Genomic DNA, 20,701 nt, shown 5'->3' with positions numbered 1-20,701 from the left:
CGGCCTGTCCGCTCACAGCGTATGTGCCTAAGGCGTTCACTGCGCACGTGTTTAGCCCGACTGGATAGGGTCAAGCCGAAAAGGGTTCCATAATTTTGCCCGAGGAGCACAACCGACGTGGCTGCCACAGATCCCGCTCTCAACTGGTCCGACCTCGACCGCAAGGCGGTGGACACGACCCGGGTGCTGGCCATGGACGCCGTGGAGAAGGCCGGCAACGGCCACCCCGGTACGGCCATGAGCCTGGCCCCGGCCGCCTACCTGCTGTTCAACCGCGTGATGCGGCACGACCCGACGGATCCGGAGTGGGCGGGACGCGACCGCTTCGTGTTGTCCTGTGGTCACTCCAGCCTCACCCTCTACATTCAGTTGTTCCTCAATGGTTACAGCCTGTCGCTCGATGACCTCAAGTCACTGCGTCAGTGGGACTCCCTGACCCCGGGTCACCCGGAGTACGGGCACACCCCCGGCGTCGAGATCACCACCGGGCCGCTCGGCCAGGGCATCGGCAACGCGGTCGGCATGGCCATGTCGGCGCGTCGCCAGCGCGGCCTGTTCGACCCGGAGGCGGCGGCCGGTCAGTCGCCGTTCGACCACTACGTCTACTCGATCGCCTCGGACGGCGACATCGAGGAGGGCGTGAGCCACGAGTCGAGCGCGATCGCCGCGGTGCAGAAGCTCGGCAACCTCGTCGTGATCTACGACGACAACGAGATCTCCATCGAGGACGACACCCGGATCGCCAAGAACGAGGACGTCGGCGCGCGCTACGCGGCGTACGGCTGGCATGTCCAGACGGTGGCCTGGCGCGGCGAGGGTGAGTACGCGGAGGACGTCGAGGCGCTCTGGAACGCGATCCAGGCCGCCAAGGCGGTGACCGACAAGCCGTCGTTCATCGTCCTCAAGACGATCATCGGCTGGCCGGCGCCGAAGAAGCAGAACACCGGCAAGATCCACGGTTCTGCGCTGGGCGCCGACGAGATCACCGCCACCAAGAAGCTGCTCGGCTTCGCCGACGAGCCGTTCGCCATCGAGGACGAGGTCGTCAAGCACGCGCAGCAGGTCGTCGAGCGGGGCAAGGCGGCCCGCGCAGAGTGGCAGAAGGGCTTCGACGCCTGGGCCACCGGCAACACCGAGGCCAAGGCGCTCTTCGACCGGCTCTCCAGCAAGACCCTGCCGGACGGCTGGCACCAGGCGCTGCCCGAGTTCCCGGCCGACGAGAAGGGCCTGGCCACCCGGGCCGCGTCCGGCAAGATCCTGGAGGCGCTGGCCCCGGTCCTGCCCGAGCTGTGGGGTGGCTCCGCCGACCTGGCGGAGAGCAACAACACCACCATGAAGGGTGAGCCGTCGTTCATCCCGGCGGAGTACGCGACCAAGGAGTTCCCCGGCCACGAGTACGGCCGGACCCTGCACTTCGGTATCCGCGAGCACGGCATGGGCTCGATCCTCAACGGCATCGCGGCGGACGGGCGCACCCGTCCGTACGGTGGCACGTTCCTGGTCTTCAGCGACTACATGCGCGGCGCGGTACGCCTCTCCGCGCTGATGAAGCTGCCGGTCATCTTCGTGTGGACGCACGACTCGATCGGTCTCGGCGAGGACGGCCCGACGCACCAGCCGATCGAGACGCTGACCGCCCTGCGCGCCATCGTCGGCCTCGACGTCGTCCGCCCGGCCGACGCCAACGAGACCGCGTGGGCCTGGCGCGGCGCCCTCGAGCACACCGACCGGCCGACCGCGCTGGCGCTGTCCCGGCAGAACCTGCCGACGATCGACCGCTCGAAGTACGCGTCGGCCGAGGGCACCCTCCGGGGCGGTTACATCCTGTCCGAGGCGTCCAGCGGCACCCCGCAGGTCATCCTGATCGCCAGCGGCTCCGAGGTGTCGATCGCGCTGACCGCGCAGGAGCGCCTGGAGGCCCAGGGCACCCCGACCCGCGTCGTCTCGATGCCCTGCCAGGAGTGGTTCTTCCAGCAGGACACCGCGTACCAGCAGCAGGTCCTGCCGCACGGGGTGAAGGCCCGGGTCTCCGTCGAGGCCGGCATCCGGATGAGCTGGGACCGCATCCTCGGTGACGCCGGCGAGGCGGTCAGCATCGAGCACTACGGCGCCAGCGCCCCGGCGAAGATCCTGTTCGAGCAGTTCGGCTTCACCGCCGACAACGTCGTTGCGAAGGCCAATGCCAGCCTGGCCAAGGTTGGCGAGATCACCGGTCACAAGACCGGAAACTGAGGAGACAAACCATGACCGACAGGCTGGCCGAGCTCTCCGCCGCGGGCGTCGCGGTGTGGCTCGACGATCTCTCCCGGGTGCGCCTCACCAGCGGTTCGCTGGACAAGATGCGCACCGAGCAGCACGTGGTCGGGGTGACCACGAACCCGAGCATCTTCCAGAAGGCGCTGTCCGACGCGGACGCGTACGACGAGCAGGTCCGTGACCTGGCGGCGCAGAAGGTGACGGTCGAGGAGGCCGTCCGCCTGATGACCGCCAAGGACGTCCGCTGGGCGTGCGACGTCCAGCGGCCGGAGTACGACCGGTCCGGTGGCGTCGACGGCCGGGTCTCGATCGAGGTCGACCCGCGCAAGGCGCACGAGGCCGAGGCCACCGTCGCCGAGGCGAAGACGCTCTGGTGGCTGGTCGATCGGGAGAACCTGTACATCAAGATCCCGGCGACGATGGGCGGGCTGCCCGCCATCACCGCCACGCTCGCCGCGGGCATCAGCGTCAACGTCACGCTGATCTTCTCGCTCGAGCGCTACCGCGCGGTCATGGACGCGTTCCTGTCCGGTCTGGAGCAGGCGAAGGCGAACGGCCACGACCTGTCCAAGATCGGCTCGGTGGCGTCCTTCTTCGTCTCCCGCGTGGACACCGAGGTGGACAAGCGGCTCGACAAGATCGGTACGGACGAGGCGAAGGCGCTCAAGGGCAAGGCCGCGATCGCCAACGCCCGGCTGGCGTACGAGGCGTACGAGGAGGTCTTCGGCGGCGACCGCTGGAAGGCCCTGGCCTCGGCCGGCGCCCAGCCGCAGCGCCCGCTCTGGGCGTCCACGTCGACCAAGAGCCCGGAGTTCCGCGACACCATCTACGTCGAGGAGCTGATCGCGCCCGGCACGGTCAACACCATGCCGGAGTCGGTCATCGTGGCGTACGCGGACCACGGCGAGACCAAGGGCGACACCATCACCGGCAACTACGAGCACGCCCGCAAGGTCTTCGCGGACCTGGCCGCGGTCGGCGTCGACTTCGACGACGCGGTCAAGGTCCTCGAGGAGGAGGGCGTCGAGAAGTTCGAGGCCAGCTGGAAGGAGCTCCTCGACGGCGTAGGGAAGTCCCTGAAGGCCGGAACCGGCGTCTGACAAGAACCTGGTGCGGCCTGTCGCGGAACACTTCGCGACAGGCCGCTCGGTTCCGGAAAAACTGGCAGGATGACAACGTGGGTAATCCGCTGCGTACCGCACAGGACCGACGGCTACCGCGGATCCCGGAGCCCTGCGCTCTGGTGATCTTCGGGGTCACCGGTGACCTGTCCCGTAAGAAGCTCATCCCGGCCGTGTACGACCTGGCCAACCGTGGTCTGCTGCCGCCCGGTTTCGTGGTTGTCGGCTTCGCCCGTCAGGACTGGGGCGAGGGCGACTTCGAATCGCTCGCGTACGCCGCCGCCAAGAAGGGCGCCCGCACCCCGTGGCGCGAGGACGTCTGGCAGCGGCTGAACAGCCAGTTCCACTTCATTCCCGGCTCGTTCGACGACGACGCCGCCTTCGACAATCTCGCGGCCACGCTGGACGAGCTGAAAGAGCGCAACGGCATCTCCGGCCACGCTGCCTTCTACTTCTCCATCCCGCCCGCCGCGTTCCCGCTGGTGCTCAACCAGCTCAACCGCACCGGGATGGCCGACAGCACGAAGTCCGGCGGCTGGCGCCGGGTCGTGGTGGAGAAGCCGTTCGGCCACGACTACCAGAGCGCCGTGCAGCTCAACCAGCTGGTCGACGACGTCTTCACCCCGCAGGACGTCTTCCGGATCGACCACTACCTGGGCAAGGAGACGGTCCAGAACATTCTGGCCCTGCGCTTCGCGAACAGCCTGTTCGAGCCGGTGTGGAACTCGAAGTACGTGGACAGTGTCCAGATCACCATGGCCGAGGACGTCGGCATCGGCACCCGGGCCGCCTTCTACGACGCCTCCGGCGCCGCCCGCGACGTGCTGCAGAACCACCTGTTGCAGCTGCTCGCCCTGGTCGGGATGGAAGAGCCGACGAGCTTCGACCCGCAGGAGGTCCGCGCGGAGAAGCTCAAGGTGCTCAAGGCGATCAGCCTGCCGGCCGACATCTCTACCGGTTCCGTCCGCGGGCAGTATCTGCCTGGCTGGGTGGCCGGTGAGCGCGCTCCCGGCTATCTGGAGGAGGCCAACATCCCGGCCGACTCCACCACCGAGACGTACGCAGCGGTCCGCCTCGGCATCCAGAACCGGCGCTGGGCCGGCGTCCCGTTCTACGTGCGGGTCGGCAAGCGGATGCCGCGCCGGGTCACCGAGATCGCGATCCTCTTCAAGCAGGCACCGCACCTGCCGTTCGACCCGGCCGACGTGGAGATGCTCGGCCACAACCAGCTGGTCATCCGGGTGCAGCCGGACGAGGGCGTGGTGCTCAAGTTCGGCTCGAAGGTGCCGGGCACCTCGATGGAGGTCCGCGACATCGCGATGGACTTCCAGTACGGCGAGGCGTTCACCGAGTCCAGCCCGGAGGCGTACGAGCGGCTCGTGCTGGACGTCCTGATCGGCGACCGGACGCTGTTCCCGGACGCCGCCGAGGTGGAGCAGTCCTGGCGGGTCATCGACCCGCTGGAGGCCGCCTGGGCGGGCACCACCCCGGAGCCGTACCGGGCCGGTGAGTGGGGGCCGCGGGCCTCCGACGAGATGCTGGCGCGCGAGGGCCGTGCCTGGAGGCGAGCATGATCGGACTGTGGGACACCACCGGTAACGAGGTAGTGAAGGCGCTCGCCGCGGAACGGCGCAGTGCCGGTGGCGTGGCCTCCGGCCTGGCGCTCACGCTGGTCTCGGTGGTCGAGGAGAAGAAGGTCCGCGAGGCCGAGGCGGCGGCCACCATCGCCGCCGCCGCGCACCCCTGCCGGCTGCTCATCGTGGTCCGCTCCGATCTGGACGGCCGCAGCCGGCTGGACGCCGAGATCGTGGTGGGCGGGCGGCTCGGCCCGGCCGAGGCGGTCGTCATGCGGATGTACGGGCGGCTCGCCCTGCACGCCGAGTCGGTGGTGATGCCGCTGCTCGCGCCGGACGTCCCGGTCGTCACGTGGTGGCACGAGGAGCCGCCGAACATGATCGCCAACGACTTCCTGGGCGTCGTGGCGGACCGGCGGATCACCGACTCCGCGCAGGCCCCCGACCCGGTCGCGGCGCTGAAGCAGCGGGCGGTCGACTACGCCCCCGGCGACACCGACCTGACCTGGACCCGGATCACGCTGTGGCGGACCCTGGTCGCCGGCGCCTTCGACAGCGCCGAGGCGCAGGTCATCGGCGCCCGGATCGTCGCGCCGGAGAAGGACCCGACGGCCTGGCTGATGCTCGGCTGGCTCAAGTCCCGCCTCGGCATCGAGCCGGTGCTGGAGCACACCGACCGGGCGCCCCGGATGCACTCGGTGGAGCTGCAGTGCGCGAACGGCGACTGCGTCCGGGTCACCCGTGAGGAGGGCACGGCGCTGTTCAGCCGGACCGGCCAGGAGGACCGGTACATGCCGCTGCCGAAGCGGCCGGTCGGCGACGAGCTCGCCGAGGAGCTGCGCCGGCTGGACGCCGACCAGATCTACGCGGAGGCGCTCGGCGCCATGGCCGGGGTGCCCGATCTGGAGCACCGCGCGCCGATGCGCGTACACGTCTGGAAGGACCCGGCGCTGGCCGCCCGGGCCGCCAGTTCGGTCGCCTGATCCCCTGAGATGACGAAAGGGCCGCCCGCCGCACTGCGGCGGGCGGCCCTGCACTAAGGAGAGAACGCTGTGAGTGAGACCGTGGTCGTGGTGGTACCGGACGCCGACATCCTGGCGTCCACGGTGGCGGCTCGGCTGTCCATCAAGATCCTGGACGCCCAGGCGGTGCACGGTTCGGCGAGCGTGGTCCTGACCGGCGGCCGGGTCGCCGCGAAGGTGTTGCGCGCCGTCCGCGAACTGCCGGCCTCCGCCGCGATCGACTGGTCGCGAGTGGACCTGTGGTGGGGCGACGAGCGTTTCCTGCCGTCCGGCGACCCGGACCGCAACGAGACCCAGGCCCGCGAGGCCCTGCTGGACAAGCTGCCGCTGGACCCGGCTCGGGTGCACGCGATGCCGGCCTCCGACGGGCCGGACGGCGAGGACGCGGTGGCGGCCGCCGCCCGGTACGCGGACGAGCTGGGCACTCCGCTCCCCCGCTTCGATGTGCTGATGCTCGGCGTCGGCGAGGACGGTCATGTGGCGTCGCTCTTCCCGGAGCACCCGGTGCTGCAGGAGTCCGGTGCGACGGCCGCGGTGCACGACAGCCCGAAGCCGCCGCCGACCCGGGTCACGCTGACCCTGTCGACGATCCAGAGCGCCGAGGAGGTGTGGCTGATCGCGGCCGGGCCGGACAAGGCCGCCCCGATCGGCACCGTGCTGGCCGGTGGGTCGCTGCCGGCGAGGAACGCGACGGGCGTACGCAAAACGCTCTGGCTGCTGGACCGCGCGGCCGCGGCCGAGGTGCCCACCCAGCCCTAGAATCGCGCCGTGCAACCCATCATTCGCGCCTACCGGCCGGCCGATCTCGACGCCATCTACGACATCTGCGTGCGCACCGGCGCCGCGGGCGGTGACGCTCGCGGCGCGCACAGCTCGGACCGCCTGCTCGGCGACATCTGGGCGGTGCCCTACGTGACTCATGAGCCGCAGCACGCGCACGTTCTCGACGACGGCGCGGGCAACGCGGTCGGCTACATCCTCGGCACCGCGGACACGGCCGCGTTCGTGAAGTGGTACCGCGCCGAGTGGCTCCCGGCGACCGAGGGCCGCTACCCGGACGGCGATCCGCGTGACGAGGGGATGCTCGGCCTGCACCGGGACCCGGAGCGGATGCTGCTGCCCGAACTGGCCGACTACCCGGCGCACCTGCACATCGACCTGCTGCCGGAGTGGCAGGGCAGGGGGCAGGGCCGCGGCCTGATGGCCGCGTTCCTGGACGGTCTGCGCGCGGCCGGCGTACCCCGGGTGCATCTCGGGATGGCGCCGGACAACCACGGCGCCTACGCCTTCTACCAACGGCTCGGCTTCCGGGACCTGGCGGTCCCGGATGCCGGCGCGCTCTATCTGGGCCGGGACACCGGCCCGCTCTGAGGTCTACTCGCCGCGGCGCCGCCGCACTTTGGCCAGCGCCTCGGCCAGGATAGCCGCCGCGTCCGCCTCGGAGCGACGTTCTTTCACGTACGCGAGATGCGACTTGTACGGTTCGGTACGCAACCGCCCGGGCGGGTTGGACCGGTCGAGCCCGGCCGGCTGACCGCACCGGGGGCAATCCCAGTGATCCGGTGCCGCGGCCTCGGCCGCGAACCAGATCTGGCTGTCATGACCGGCCGCGCAGAAATACGTGATCTGCCGGCGCGGTGCGGGTTCGCTGCGCTCGTCGGGGCGCATCGGGCTGGACCCGACGCGACTGCCGCGGATAGCGCTGCCACTGGACACGGACGTCACTCCTGTCTCGAGGGGCCTCTCAGGAGCCGTCGAATCGGACGGCGGGAACAAAAAACCGCGCGGCCGGAAAAACCGGCCGCGCGGCAGATTGTACGACTACCGGTGGCTGTCAGGAACCCACCGCAAGTTTGAGCCAGAAGCCAAGCCCGACAATGCAGGCGAACCAGATGATGCCCACCAGAACGGTGTAGCGGTCCAGGTTCTTCTCCGCCACCGAGGAACCGGCCAGGCTGGAGGTCACGCCGCCGCCGAACATGCTGGACATGCCGCCGCCCTTACCCCGGTGCAGCAGGATCAGCAGCGTCAGCAGGATGCTGGTGATGATCAGCAACACGATCAACGTGTAAGCGAACTCGATCGGCATGGTCGGGTTCATTCCTCTCAGGGGACAGGCAGCCGTCCCACAATAGCCGGTGCCCGGCCGCACGGGGCGACCGGGCACACGGGGTGTTCATCCGAGCGAGCTCAGCGCGCGACGTGCTCCGGGAAGCGCACGATGGACGCGAACTCCTCGGCGTCCAGGCTCGCGCCGCCGACCAGGGCGCCGTCCACGTCCGGCTGGGACATGATCGAGGCGATGTTGGCCGCCTTGACCGAGCCGCCGTACTGGATCCGGACCGCCTCGGCCACCTCGGCGCCGAACTTCTCGGCGAGCCGGGCGCGGATCTCCCCGCAGACCTCCTGCGCGTCGTCCGGCGTCGCGGTCTTGCCGGTGCCGATCGCCCAGACCGGCTCGTACGCGATGACGATCTGCTTGATCTGGTCTTCCTTGAGCCCGTCGAGGCCCGCGTCGACCTGCGCGGTGCAGTGGCCGACGTGCGCCGACTCCTCGCGGACCGACAGGCCCTCGCCGACGCAGAAGATCGGGGTCAGGCCGGCCGCGAAGGCCGCCTTGATCTTCGCGTTGATCAGCTCGTCGCTCTCGTTGTGGTACTCGCGGCGCTCGGAGTGCCCGATCACCACGTAGGTGCAGCCCAGCTTGGCGAGCATGGCGCCGGAGATCTCCCCGGTGTACGCGCCGGACGCGTGCTGCGAGATGTCCTGCGCGCCGTACGCGATGGCCAGCTTGTCGCCGTCGACCGCGGTCTGCACGGTGCGCAGGTCGGTGAACGGCGGCAGGACGACCGTCTCCACGGCGTCCAGCTGCTCCGGGCTCAGGCTCGCCGCCAGCTTCTGGACCAGCAGATTGGCCTCGAAGTGGTTGAGGTTCATCTTCCAGTTGCCGGCAATGATCGGCTTACGGGTCGTCATCAATTCTCCAGTGCGGCGACGCCCGGCAGCGTCTTGCCTTCGAGGTACTCCAGGGACGCGCCCCCGCCGGTGGAGATGTGGCCGAACGCGGACTCGTCCAGGCCCAGGGTGCGGACCGCCGCGGCCGAGTCACCGCCGCCGACGACCGAGAAGCCGTCGATCTTGGTGATCGCCTCGGCGACGCCGCGGGTGCCCGCAGCGAACGGGGCGAGCTCGAAGACGCCCATCGGGCCGTTCCAGAACACGGTCTTCGCGCCGGCGATCGCGCCTGCGAAGAGCTCGACCGAACGCGGGCCGATGTCCAGACCCAGCCGATCAGCCGGAATATCCGAAATGTCGTAAATATCGTGATCGGCATCGGCGGAGAACTCCGTCGCCGCGACCACGTCCACCGGCAGGACGATCCGGCCGTCGGCCTGCGCGAGCAGGTCACGGCACGTGTCGATCATCTCGGCTTCGAGCAGCGACTTGCCGACCTCGTGCCCCTGAGCCTTGAGGAAGGTGAAGCACATCCCGCCACCGACCAGGAGCTTGTCGACCTTCGGCAGCAGCGCCTGGATGACGGCCAGCTTGTCGGAGACCTTCGAACCGCCGAGCACGACCACATAGGGCTGCTCCGGCGAGTCCGACACCCGCTTGAGGACCTCGACCTCCTTGAGGACGAGACCACCCGCGTAGTGCGGCAGACGGGCCGCCACGTCGTACACCGAGGCGTGCTTGCGGTGCACCGCGCCGAACGCGTCGTCCACGTAGAAGTCGGCGAAGGCCGCGAGCTGGTCCGCGAAAGCGCCGCGCTCGGCGTCGTCCTTCGAGGTCTCGCCCTTGTTGAAGCGCAGGTTCTCCAGGAGCAGCACCTGGCCGTCCTGCAGCTCGGCGACCGCCTGGGTGGCCTCCGGGCCCACCGTGTCGTCCGCGAAGACGACCGAGGAGCCCAGCAGCTCGGCCAGCCGGGTGGCGACCGGGCGCAGGGTGAACTTGGGGTCCGGCTCGCCCTTCGGGCGGCCGAGGTGCGACATCACGATGACGCGGGCGCCCGCGTCACGCAGCGCGATCAGGGTCGGCAGCACCGCGCGGGCACGGCCGTCGTCGCTGATCACACCCGGGTTCGCCTTGTCGAACGGGACGTTCAGGTCGGCGCGCACGAGCACGCGCCGACCCGAGACACCCTCGCCGAGCAGGTCGTCGAGAGTCTTCATGATGAGGCTCAGGCCCCGACCAGCTTGACCAGGTCGACGAGGCGGTTCGAGTAGCCCCACTCGTTGTCGTACCAGCCGACGACCTTGACCTGGTTGCCGCCGATGACCTTGGTCAGGCCGGCGTCGAAGATGCAGGACGCCGGGTCGGTGACGATGTCGGCCGACACGATGTCGTCCTCGGTGTAGACCAGGATGCCCTTGAGCGCGCCCTCGGCGGCCGCCTTGATCGCGGCGTTGACCTCCTCGACCGTGGTGTCACGGGCGGCGGTGAAGGTCAGGTCGGTGGCCGAGCCGGTGGGGATCGGCACCCGCAGCGCGAAGCCGTCCAGCTTGCCCTTGAGTTCCGGCAGCACCAGGCTGACGGCCTTCGCGGCGCCGGTCGAGGTCGGCACGATGTTCAGGGCGGCGGCGCGGGCGCGACGCAGGTCCTTGTGCGGGCCGTCCTGCAGGTTCTGGTCCTGGGTGTACGCGTGGATCGTGGTCATCAGACCCTTTTCGATCCCGATCGTGTCGTTCAGCACCTTGGCCATCGGAGCGAGGCAGTTGGTGGTGCAGGAAGCGTTCGAGATGATCGTGTGCTGCGCGGCGTCGTACAGGTTGTCGTTGACGCCCATCACGATGGTGATGTCTTCGTTCTTGGCCGGAGCCGAGATGATGACCTTCTTGGCGCCCTTGTCGATGTGCGCCTTGGCCTTGGAGGCGTCGGTGAAGAAGCCGGTCGACTCGATCACCACGTCCGCGCCCAGGTCGCCCCAGGGCAGGTTGTTCGGGTCGCGCTCGGCGAACGCCTTGAACGTCTTGCCACCGACGGTGATCTCGTCGGCGGTCGCCTTCACCTCGTGGCCCAGACGGCCCAGGATGCTGTCGTACTTCAGCAGGTGGGCGAGAGTGGCGTTGTCGGTCAGGTCGTTCACACCGACGATCTCGATGTCGGCGCCGGAGGCGAGAACCGCCCGGAAGAAGTTACGACCGATACGGCCGAAGCCGTTGATGCCAACCCGGATGGTCACAGGTGGTCTCCTCGTTTCGGTCCGCCGGATTCTGCGACCGGCGGAGGGGTCTGCATGCCGGCCATGTGATGGGCTGGCACAAGGGCGCCCGGCCGCCGCGCCCGAAGGAGCGAGAGCACCGCAGCAGGGAGCTGGCGGCGTCACAGCGGGGGTTCGGCCGAACTGCCGGCACCGTCGCCGTCACTGGTGACCCTATCCGAGGCCGCGCACCCGCGGAGCAGCGGGGCCGCGACCTGAACGTTATCTAAAGCGGATCACCCCGGCAGCGCCGTTGCCGCCTTCAGCGTTGTCGATCTGGTCCCGCCCGGCAAGAACCGAAGGTCACACCGAACGGGGTACGGCGACCTGCGGCAGGCCGGTCAGCAGGCCATCATCTCCGGGGTGACGGCCGCCTCGGTGTCCGGAATCCCGAGATCGCGGGCCCGCTTGTCGGCGAGCGCCAGCAGCCGCCGGATCCGGCCGGCGATGGCGTCCTTGGTCAGCGGCGGGTCGGCCAGCGCGCCCAGCTCCTCCAGGGAGGCCTGCCGGTGCTCCAGCCGCAGCCGGCCGGCCGAGGTCAGGTGGTTGGGCGCGTCGTCGGCGAGGATCTCCAGGGCGCGGGTGACCCGGGCCGCGGCCGCGACCGCCGCACGGGCCGAACGCCGCAGGTTGGCGTCGTCGAAGTTGGCCAGCCGGTTGGCGGTGGCCCGGACCTCACGGCGGACCCGGCGCTCCTCCCAGGCGAGCACGCTGGAGTGCGCCCCGACCCGGGTGAGCAGCGCCGCGATCGCGTCGCCGTCCTTGATCACGACGCGGTCGACTCCGCGTACCTCGCGGTCCTTCGCGGTGATCCCGATGCGGCGCGCGGCGCCGCGCAGGGCCAGCGCCGCTTCCGGGCCCGGGCAGGTGATCTCCAGGGCGCTGGAGCGGCCCGGCTCGGTGAGCGAGCCGTGTGCCATGAACGCGCCCCGCCAGGCCGCCACCGAGCAGCAGACGTTGCCGTTCACCACGTGCTGCGGCAGGCCCCGCACCGGGCGGCCACGCACGTCAAGCAGGCCGGTCTGCCGGGCCAGGACCTCGCCGTCCTTCACGATGCGAACGATGTAGTGGCTGCCCTTGCGCAGCCCGCCGGAGGCCAGGACGTGCACCTCGGAGGGGTAGCCGTAGACGTCGGCGATCTCACGCCGCAGCCGCCGGGCCACCGCGCCGGTGTCCAGCTCCGCCTCCACGACCACCCGGCCGGAAACGATGTGCAGCCCGCCCGCGAACCGCAGCAGCGCCGCCATCTCGGCCCTCCGGCAGCAGGGCTTGGGCACGTCGACCCGGCTCAGCTCGTCCTTGACCGCTGCCGTCATCGCCATTACGTCACCTCATGCGCCGGATCTTGAACAATGTGCCGTACTACGCCTGTGCCTAACGAGCGGCGCCCAATACTGGCACCAGTGCAACACCCAATGACTGAGGATCATGCCGTGGGCTGCCGTCCGCAACGGCGACGGGTGCCAGCACCAGCTGCGCGCCCAGCTCCCCGGCGGCGATCCGGACCGGCTCCGGCTCGCCTGCCCATTTCGCGTCGGCCAGCACCGTGTCGACCCGCAACTGCGGCAGATAACGCCGCAGCGTAGCCAGATGATCGGCGGCGGAGAGGCCGGCCGTCTCCTTGTCGGCACTGAGGTTCAGCGTCACCAGCCGGCGCGCCGGACTCGCCACGATCGCCGCGGCCAGGTCCGGGACCAGCAGGTGCGGGAGCACGCTGGTGAACCAGCTGCCCGGGCCGAAGATCAGCCAGTCGGCGGCGCGGACCGCCTCGATCGCCTCGGGGCAGGCCGGCGGGTTCTCCGGCACCAGGCGCAGCGCCTCCACCCGGCCGTCGGCCACCGCGACCGAGTGCTGTCCGCGTACCGTCTCCGGGCGGCCGTCGGCGGCCACCAGGTCCGCCTCGATCCCGACCGCGTGCAGGGCCATCGGCAGCACCCGGCCCTGGGCGCCGACCATCTCGGCAGCGTGGTCGAGGGCCAGCACCGGGTCGCCGAGCATCTCGATCAGGCCGAGCAGCAACAGGTTGCCGACCGCGTGCCCGGCCAGGGTGTCCTTGCTGCGGTCGGCCCGGCGCTCCAGCCGCGGGCCGCGGGTGAGCACCCGGTCCGGGGCGCCGCCCGCCGCATGCACGCCGTTCACCACCGGGCCGGGCCGGCCGGCGCCGGCCTGAGCCGCACCATCCTGAGCTGTACCGGACTGAGCTGCACCGGACTGAGCTGCACCGGACTGGGCTGCACCGGACTGGGCCGGGACCGGTGGGCGGGGCGCCTCCGGCTCCGGCATCGCGGCGAACCGGTGCTGCATCAGGCTGGCCGTGCGCCGGGAGGTCGGGTGATCGGCCGCCAGCGCGGCGAGCGCCTGCCGCAGGTCACCCGGGGGCAGCAGGGCGTCCCGCTCGACCCGCAGGCGGCCGCTCGATCCGCCGTCGTCACCGACCGTCACGATCGCGGTGATCTCCAGCTCCAGCTCGCCGGCGCAGTGCCGCAGGGCGCGCAGCGAGGCGCTCAGCCCGTGCCCGCCGCCGAACGCGACGACCCGGACCGGGCCGCCCCCGCGGCCGGCCGCCGTCACTCCCGCCCCAGGTCGCGGTGCGAGGCGTGCGCGGACAGGCGCATCCCGCTCAGCCGCGAGGTCAACTCCTCGGTGATGGCGACACTGCGGTGCTTGCCGCCGGTGCAACCGATGGCGACCGTCAGATACCGCTTGCCCTCGCGCTCGAAGCCGGGCGCGGTCGCCGCGATCAGCCCGGCGTAGGTGGCGACGAAGTCGGTCGCCCCCTCCTGGCCCAGCACATAGCTGCTCACGCCCTCCTCCAGGCCGGTGTGCTCGCGCAGCTCCGGCACCCAGAACGGGTTGGGCAGGAACCGGGCGTCCAGCACGTAGTCGGCGTCCGGCGGCAGGCCGTACTTGAAGCCGAAGGAGAGCACGGTGATCCGCAGCTTGCGGGAGTCCTCCCCGCCGAACAGCTCCTCGACCCGGCGGCGCAGCTGATTCACGTTCAGGTGACTGGTGTCGATGATCACATCGGACTGGTCACGGGCCTCCTCGAGCAGCTTGCGCTCCGCCGCGATGCCGTCGGCCAGCCGGCCGTCGCCCTGCAGCGGGTGCGAGCGGCGCACCGACTCGAACCGGCGGATCAGCACCTCGTCGTCGGCGTCCACGAAGACCACGCGCGGCGAGAAGCCGCGCTCCTTGAGCGCCCGCACGGCGCCGGCCAGGTCGGTCGAGAAAGCCCTGCTCCGTACGTCGAGCACCATCGCGGTCCGCCGGGCCGCACCCCCCGCGGCGAAGGCCAGCTCCGCCATCTCCAGCATGAGCGCCTGCGGCAGGTTGTCGACCACGTAGAAACCGACGTTCTCCAGGGCGCGGGCCACCGTGCTGCGCCCACCGCCGGAGAGACCGGTCACCACCACCAGATCGGTACCGGCCTCGTCCGGCTCCACCACTTCGTCGGATCCGAGGTCCGGCATCGCTTCCGTCACGCACGCCTCCCGCGTCGCTTCGCCCGCGTCGCGCGGGCGGACACAACATCCTAGGCCGTCAACATGCCCGCCGACCGCCGGACAGCCTGTCCGCTACCGGTCAGGGGCCGTCCGATCCAACGCCGGGATCACTCGCTTTGCTTCCCGGGCGGCCGCCGCGCTCACGACTGCGCGCGATGGCCCGGCCCGCCCCGCCGGCCGGCACCGCGGCGGGATCGGCGCCGGACGCCGTCCCGGGTGTGTCGGCGGCCGTCTGGTTCAGCGCGGCCAGCACCAGATCGGCTGTGCGCCGGCCGATGCCGGGCACCTCGGTGATCTCCTCCGGGGTGGCGGCCGCCAGCCGCTTGAGCGAACCGAAGTGCCGCAGCAGCGCCTTGCGCCGGACCTCGCCGAGGCCGGCGATGTCGTCCAGCGCGGAGGCGGTCATCCGCTTGGAGCGGCGCTGCCGGTGGAACGTGATGGCGAACCGGTGTGCCTCGTCGCGGACCCGCTGGAGCAGGTAGAGCGCTTCCGAGGTGCGCGGCAGGATGACCGGGAAGTCGTCGCCGGGCAGCCACACCTCCTCGAGGCGCTTGGCCAGGCCGCAGAGCGCCACGTCGGTGATGCCCAGGTCGGAGAGGACGGTGGCGACCGCGTTGACCTGCGGCTGGCCGCCGTCCACCACGACCAGCTGAGGCGGGTAGGCAAACCGCCGCGGTTTCCCGGTGAGCGGGTCGACCCCCGGCAGATCGGCGGTGGCGGGCTCGATGCCGTGCAGCTTGGCGTCGGCCACCTCGTCGGCGACGTCGGACTCGGGCTGGTCCCGCGGCCCGTCCGCTCCCGGCTGCGCCTTGAACCGGGCGAACCGCCGCCGCAGCACCTCGCTCATCGCAGAGAGATCGTCGGTCGCCTCGCCCCGGACGGCAAAACGTCGATACTCACTCTTGCGGGCCAGGCCGTCCTCGAAGACGACCATCGAGGCGACCACGTCGGTGCCCTGGATCTGCGACACGTCGAAGCACTCGATGCGCAGCGGCACGGTGTCCATCCCGAGCGCGTCGGCGATCTCCTCGAGCGCCTTGTTGCGGGTCGTCAGGTCACCGGCGCGGCGCAGCTTGTGCCGTTGCAGCGACTCGGCGGCGTTGCGGGCGACCGTCTCCATCAGCGACTTCTTGTCGCCGCGCTGCGGGATCCGCAGGCTGACCCGGCTGCCCCGGTGCTGGGTGAGCCAGTCGGCGAGCGCGTCGGCGTCCTCGGGCAGGGCCGGCACCAACAGCTCCCGGGGCACGTCGCCCTCGCCCTGTGACCCGCCATACATCTGGCTGCAGAAGTGGTGGACCAGGTCGCCGGTGCTCAGATCCTCCACCTTCTCCACCACCCAGCCGCGCTGACCGCGGACCCGGCCGTCGCGGACGTGGAAGACCTGCACGGCGGCCTCGAGCGGATCCTCGGCGAAGGCGACGACGTCGGCGTCGGTGCCGTCGCCGAGCACGACGGTCTGCTTCTCCATCGCCCGGCGCAGGGCGGCGATGTCGTCGCGCAGGCGGGCCGCCCGCTCGAACTCCAGGTCCTCGGAGGCCTGGAACATGTCCTTCTCGAGGCGCTTGACGAACGCGTCGGTGCGGCCGGCCATGAAGTCGCAGAAGTCGTCGACGATCGCCCGGTGCTGCTCGGCGCTGACCTGCCCGGTGCACGGCGCCGAGCACTTGCCGATGTAGCCCAGCAGGCAGGGCCGGCCGATCTGGCCGTGCCGTTTGAAGACGCCGGACGAGCAGGTGCGCGCCGGGAAGACGCGCAGCAGCAGGTCGAGCGTCTCGCGGATGGCCCAGGCGTGCGAATAGGGCCCGAAGTAGCGCACGCCCTTGCGCTTGGCGCCGCGCATCACCTGCAGACGGGGGAACTCCTCGTCGAGGGTGACGGCCAGAAACGGGTACGACTTGTCGTCCCGATATTTCACGTTGAAGCGCGGATCGAACTCCTTGATCCAGGAGAACTCCAGCTGGAGCGCCTCGACCTCGGTGCCCACTGTCACCCAGTCGACGCTGCCCGCGGTGGTGACCATCTGCTGGGTCCGCGCGTGCAGCGACCAGATGTCGGCGAAATAGGAGTTGAGCCGGTTGCGCAGACTCTTCGCCTTGCCGACGTAGATCACCCGGCCGGCCGGATCGCGGAAGCGGTAGACACCGGGAGCGTCCGGGATGGTACCGGGAGCGGGGCGATAGGTGGACGGGTCTGGCACAACTCCAACACTAGTGCCTGGGACTGACAGAATTGCCCGACCGGAGGTCCGGTGCCGCCGCCACGGCGCCGGATCTCCGGCCTCTGTTCACGGTCGGCCGGTCAGGCCGCGACCACGTTGTCCCCGTCCAGCGCGACCTTGGTCTCGGCCAGCGGCTGACTGGCCGGGCCGGCCGTCGGGGCACCGTCCTTGATGGAGAACGCGCTGTTGTGGCACTTGCACAGGATCGAACCGTCGTTGACCTCGGTGACGTCACACCCCTGGTGGGTGCACACCTTGCTGAACGCCTTGAAAGTGCCCTCCTCGGGCTGGGTGATCACCAGGTCACCCTTGATCACGCCGCCGCCGACGGTCACCTCGGAAGCCGCCACCAGCACCTTGCCCGCGTTGCCGCCGGCCGAGTCGGCCTGGGCGCCCGCGCTGCCGGCCGGGACCGGGTTGCTGTCGAAGTCGGTGCCGTTCGGGTTGGTGCCGGTGGCATCGGTGCCGCAGGCCGTCAGGACTGCACCGGCACCGAGCGCTCCTGCGCTCAGCAGGACGACGCGCCGTGTCGAGGTGGCGCCCGCCGGCTCCGGCTGAGTCTCGGCGTCGGTCCTCGTCTGCACGTCAGTCATATGTCGCCCCTCCAGATGGTTTCCGCTCAAAAGTCACGCGGAGTCGCCACTAAATACGCAGCCGCCGCCACGATCAGTTCAGGCACACCCCGGAATTCTCCGCCACAGAGGTTGCAGCTTCTCCCGATTGGTACGCCTTCGCCCGGTCGGCTCGGCCATGCCGGGCCGAACAGACAGGTGCCCGGTCGAGACTATGGCCCCGACCGGGCATCGTAGCTTTGAGTTACCTGAGACTCTCCTGAATCAAACCGTCGCCTTGGCCCGGGAGCGCGTCGCCCGTGCCCGTGTCCCGTTCACCCCGTTGGCCTTCGCCGCCCGGGACGTCGCCGCCGCAGCGCCCTTCGCCTCGCCGGAGAGGCTCAGGACGTGCCGCAGGAACTGGCCGGTGTGACTTTCCGGCACCTCGGCGAGCTCCTCGGGCGTGCCGGTGGCGAGCACCATGCCGCCCTTGCTGCCGCCCTCGGGACCCATGTCGATCAACCAGTCCGCCGTCTTGATGACGTCCAGGTTGTGCTCGATCGTGATCACCGTGTTGCCCTTGTCGACCAGGCCGTTGAGCACGATGAGCAGCTTGCGGATGTCCTCGAAGTGCAGGCCGGTGGTCGGCTCGTCGAGCACGTACACCGTCCGGCCGGTGGACCGCTTCTGCAGCTCGGAGGCGAGCTTGACGCGCTGCGCCTCACCGCCGGAGAGCGTGGTGGCCGGCTGGCCGAGCCGGACGTAGCCGAGGCCAACGTCGACCAGGGTCCGCAGGTGCCGGTGGATCGCCGGCAGCGCCGAGAAGAACTCCGCGGCCTCCTCGATCGGCATGTTCAGCACCTCGGAGATGGTCTTCCCCTTGTAGTGCACCTCCAGGGTCTCCCGGTTGTACCGGGCGCCCTTGCACACCTCGCACGGCACATACACATCCGGCAGGAAGTTCATCTCGATCTTGATGGTGCCGTCACCGGAGCAGTTCTCGCAGCGGCCGCCCTTGACGTTGAAGGAGAACCGGCCCGGGCCGTAGCCGCGCACCTTGGCCTCGCTGGTCTCGGCGAACAGCTTGCGGACGTGGTCGAAGACCCCGGTGTAGGTGGCCGGGTTGGACCGCGGCGTACGCCCGATCGGCGACTGATCCACCCCGACGACCTTGTCGACGTTCTCGATGCCGGTGACCCGGGTGTGCCGGCCGGGCACCATCCGGGCGCGGTTGATCTGGTTCGCCAGGACGGTGTGCAGGATGTCGTTGACCAGTGTCGACTTGCCGGACCCGGATACACCGGTGACCGCGATGAACTGGCCCAGCGGGAACGGCACGGTCAGGTTGCGCAGGTTGTGCTCGCGCGCACCCTGCACCACCACCTCGCGCCCCGGCGTCTGCGGCCGGCGGGTGGCCGGCACCGGGATCGACTTGCGACCGGACAGATAAGCCCCCGTGGGCGACTTCTCGTTGGCCAGCAGCCCGTCGACGGTGCCGCTGTGCACGATCTCCCCGCCGTGCTCGCCGGCGCCCGGGCCGATGTCGACGATCCAGTCCGCCGTGCGGATGGTGTCCTCGTCGTGCTCCACCACGATCAGCGTGTTGCCCAGGTTGCGCAGCCGGACCAGGGTCTCGATGAGCCGGTGGTTGTCCCGCTGGTGCAGGCCGATGGACGGCTCGTCCAGCACGTACAGCACGCCGACCAGGCCGGAGCCGATCTGGGTGGCGAGCCGGATGCGCTGCGCCTCACCGCCGGACAGGGTGCCCGCCCCGCGGTCCAGTGACAGGTAGTCGAGGCCGACGTCGACCAGGAACCGCAGCCGGGCGTTGATCTCCTTGAGCACCCGCTCGGCGATCATCTTCTGCCGGTCGTCGAGCTTCAGGCCGGCCAGCAGCTCGGCGCACTCGCCGACCGAGAGGTTGCACACCTCGGCGATGCTCTTGCCGGCCACGGTCACCGCGAGCACCTCGGGCTTGAGCCGCGCGCCGCCGCACACCTTGCAGGGGACGTCGCGCATGTACCCCTCGTACTTCTCGCGCGACCAGTCGCTCTCGGTGTCGTTGTGCCGCCGCTCGATCCACTGCACCACGCCCTCGAAGCCGGTGTAGTAGGAGCGCTCACGGCCGTACTTGTTCCGGTACCGCACGTGGACCTGGTCCTCCGCGCCGTACAGAATCGTCTTCTGCGCCCGGCTGGGCAGCTGCCGCCAGGGTGTGTCCAGGCTGAACTTCTCCGCCTCGGCGAGTGCCTCGAGAAGACGCAGGAAATACTCCTGGGTGGTGCCGCCGGCCCACGGCTGGATCGCGCCGGAGCGGAGGCTGGCCTCCTCGTCCGGGATGATCAGCTCGGGGTCGACCTCCTTCTTCGTCCCGAGGCCGGAGCACTCGGGACAGGCGCCGTACGGCGCGTTGAAGGAGAAGACCCGCGGCTCGAGGTCCTCGATGGCGAGCGGGTGGTCGTTCGGGCAGGCCAGGTGCTCGGAGAACCGGCGTTCCCGATCCGGGTCGTCCTCCGGCAGGTCGACGAAGTCGAGCAGCAGGACGCCGCCGGCCAGGCCGAGCGCCGCCTCCACCGAGTCGGTGAGCCGCTGCTTGCTGCTCGTCTTGACGCTGAGCCGGTCGACCACCACCTCGATGGTGTGCTTCTCCTGCTTCTTCAGCTTCGGCGGCTCGGTGAGCGGGTGCACCGTGCCGTCGACCCGGGCCCGGGCGTAGCCCTTGGCCTGGAGCTCGGCGAACAGGTCGACATACTCCCCCTTGCGGCCGCGGACCACCGGGGCGAGAACCATGAACCGGGTGCCCTCGGGCATCGCCAGGACCCGGTCGACGATCTGCTGCGGGGTCTGCTTGCTGATCCGCTCGCCGCAGACCGGGCAGTGCGGGGTGCCGGCACGGGCGAAGAGGAGTCGCAGGTAGTCGTAGACCTCGGTGATGGTCCCGACGGTCGAGCGTGGGTTGCGGTTCGTCGATTTCTGGTCGATCGAGACCGCTGGGGACAGGCCCTCGATGAAGTCGACATCGGGCTTGTCCATCTGGCCGAGGAACTGCCTCGCATACGACGAGAGCGACTCGACGTAGCGCCGCTGCCCCTCGGCGAAGATCGTGTCGAACGCGAGACTCGACTTGCCGGAACCGGACAACCCGGTGAAGACGATCATGGCGTCTCGGGGCAGGTCGAGATTGACGTCGCGCAGGTTGTGCTCGCGAGCGCCGCGAATGGTCAGTCGGTCGGCCACGGTCAGCCTCTCCGTACAG

The 20,701-nt window shown here is 70.2% G+C and carries 17 protein-coding genes; 6 read left to right on the top strand and 11 right to left on the bottom strand.

All coding sequences use genetic code 11. The annotated features are described in order from the left end of the window. Positions 1-192: 192 nt before the first annotated feature. The 6 genes from tkt to OHA21_RS48635 all read left to right on the top strand — a co-directional run bounded on the left by tkt (position 193) and on the right by OHA21_RS48635 (position 7,344). Complete coding sequence (gene tkt / locus OHA21_RS48660) at positions 193-2,232, top strand: transketolase (protein ID WP_442875216.1); 2,040 nt, start codon at positions 193-195, stop codon at positions 2,230-2,232. Between the two features lie 11 nt (positions 2,233-2,243). Further along, positions 2,244-3,356 (top strand): transaldolase, encoded by a 1,113-nt coding sequence (gene tal / locus OHA21_RS48655; protein ID WP_328467316.1) that lies wholly within the window; start codon positions 2,244-2,246, stop codon positions 3,354-3,356. Positions 3,357-3,433: 77 nt separating this feature from the next. Continuing rightward, positions 3,434-4,951: a glucose-6-phosphate dehydrogenase gene (gene zwf, locus OHA21_RS48650; RefSeq protein WP_328467314.1), complete on the top strand. Its 1,518-nt coding sequence runs from the start codon at positions 3,434-3,436 to the stop codon at positions 4,949-4,951. After that, positions 4,948-5,934 (top strand): glucose-6-phosphate dehydrogenase assembly protein OpcA, encoded by a 987-nt coding sequence (locus OHA21_RS48645; protein WP_328467312.1) that lies wholly within the window; start codon positions 4,948-4,950, stop codon positions 5,932-5,934. The genes zwf and OHA21_RS48645 overlap by 4 nt, the downstream gene beginning before the upstream one ends. Positions 5,935-6,003: 69 nt before the next feature. Then, a complete protein-coding gene (gene pgl / locus OHA21_RS48640; protein WP_328467310.1) occupies positions 6,004-6,732 on the top strand; it encodes a 6-phosphogluconolactonase in 729 nt (242 codons plus the stop codon). Between the two features lie 9 nt (positions 6,733-6,741). After that, positions 6,742-7,344 (top strand): GNAT family N-acetyltransferase, encoded by a 603-nt coding sequence (locus OHA21_RS48635; RefSeq protein ID WP_328467308.1) that lies wholly within the window; start codon positions 6,742-6,744, stop codon positions 7,342-7,344. A gap of 3 nt (positions 7,345-7,347) precedes the next feature. On the opposite strand, the gene OHA21_RS48630 is transcribed toward OHA21_RS48635, so the two are convergent. From OHA21_RS48630 to uvrA, 11 genes are all read right to left on the bottom strand, one after another. Continuing rightward, positions 7,348-7,689: an RNA polymerase-binding protein RbpA gene (locus tag OHA21_RS48630; RefSeq protein ID WP_328467306.1), complete on the bottom strand. Its 342-nt coding sequence runs from the start codon at positions 7,687-7,689 to the stop codon at positions 7,348-7,350. A 118-nt stretch (positions 7,690-7,807) separates the two neighbouring features. After that, entirely contained in the window at positions 7,808-8,062 is a 255-nt protein-coding gene (secG, locus tag OHA21_RS48625; RefSeq protein ID WP_328467304.1) for a preprotein translocase subunit SecG, read from the bottom strand. Between the two features lie 101 nt (positions 8,063-8,163). Then, the gene (gene tpiA / locus OHA21_RS48620; RefSeq protein WP_328467302.1) at positions 8,164-8,949 is read right to left on the bottom strand and encodes a triose-phosphate isomerase; all 786 of its coding nucleotides are present in this window, start codon (positions 8,947-8,949) and stop codon (positions 8,164-8,166) included. After that, a complete protein-coding gene (locus OHA21_RS48615) occupies positions 8,949-10,145 on the bottom strand; it encodes a phosphoglycerate kinase (protein ID WP_328467300.1) in 1,197 nt (398 codons plus the stop codon). The genes tpiA and OHA21_RS48615 overlap by 1 nt, the downstream gene beginning before the upstream one ends. A gap of 8 nt (positions 10,146-10,153) precedes the next feature. Next, on the bottom strand, positions 10,154-11,155 hold the full coding sequence (gene gap / locus OHA21_RS48610; RefSeq protein ID WP_328467298.1) for a type I glyceraldehyde-3-phosphate dehydrogenase: 1,002 nt from the start codon (positions 11,153-11,155) through the stop codon (positions 10,154-10,156). 359 nt (positions 11,156-11,514) lie between these two features. Beyond that, the gene (whiA, locus tag OHA21_RS48605; RefSeq protein ID WP_328467296.1) at positions 11,515-12,495 is read right to left on the bottom strand and encodes a DNA-binding protein WhiA; all 981 of its coding nucleotides are present in this window, start codon (positions 12,493-12,495) and stop codon (positions 11,515-11,517) included. Between the two features lie 52 nt (positions 12,496-12,547). Beyond that, positions 12,548-13,744: a gluconeogenesis factor YvcK family protein gene (locus OHA21_RS48600; RefSeq protein WP_328467293.1), complete on the bottom strand. Its 1,197-nt coding sequence runs from the start codon at positions 13,742-13,744 to the stop codon at positions 12,548-12,550. Then, on the bottom strand, positions 13,741-14,643 hold the full coding sequence (rapZ, locus tag OHA21_RS48595; protein WP_328479005.1) for an RNase adapter RapZ: 903 nt from the start codon (positions 14,641-14,643) through the stop codon (positions 13,741-13,743). The genes OHA21_RS48600 and rapZ overlap by 4 nt, the downstream gene beginning before the upstream one ends. Positions 14,644-14,755: 112 nt before the next feature. Next, a complete protein-coding gene (uvrC, locus tag OHA21_RS48590; RefSeq protein ID WP_328467291.1) occupies positions 14,756-16,873 on the bottom strand; it encodes an excinuclease ABC subunit UvrC in 2,118 nt (705 codons plus the stop codon). A 101-nt stretch (positions 16,874-16,974) separates the two neighbouring features. Then, positions 16,975-17,487, bottom strand: coding sequence for a Rieske (2Fe-2S) protein (locus OHA21_RS48585; protein ID WP_328467289.1), 513 nt, complete (start codon positions 17,485-17,487; stop codon positions 16,975-16,977). A 243-nt stretch (positions 17,488-17,730) separates the two neighbouring features. Then, positions 17,731-20,682 (bottom strand): excinuclease ABC subunit UvrA, encoded by a 2,952-nt coding sequence (gene uvrA, locus OHA21_RS48580; protein ID WP_328467287.1) that lies wholly within the window; start codon positions 20,680-20,682, stop codon positions 17,731-17,733. Positions 20,683-20,701: the final 19 nt, after the last annotated feature.

Source organism: Actinoplanes sp. NBC_00393, assembly GCF_036053395.1.
Lineage (GTDB): Bacteria > Actinomycetota > Actinomycetes > Mycobacteriales > Micromonosporaceae > Actinoplanes.
Note: the sequence above shows the minus strand (reverse complement) of the source record. Positions and strands in the feature narration are given on the sequence as shown.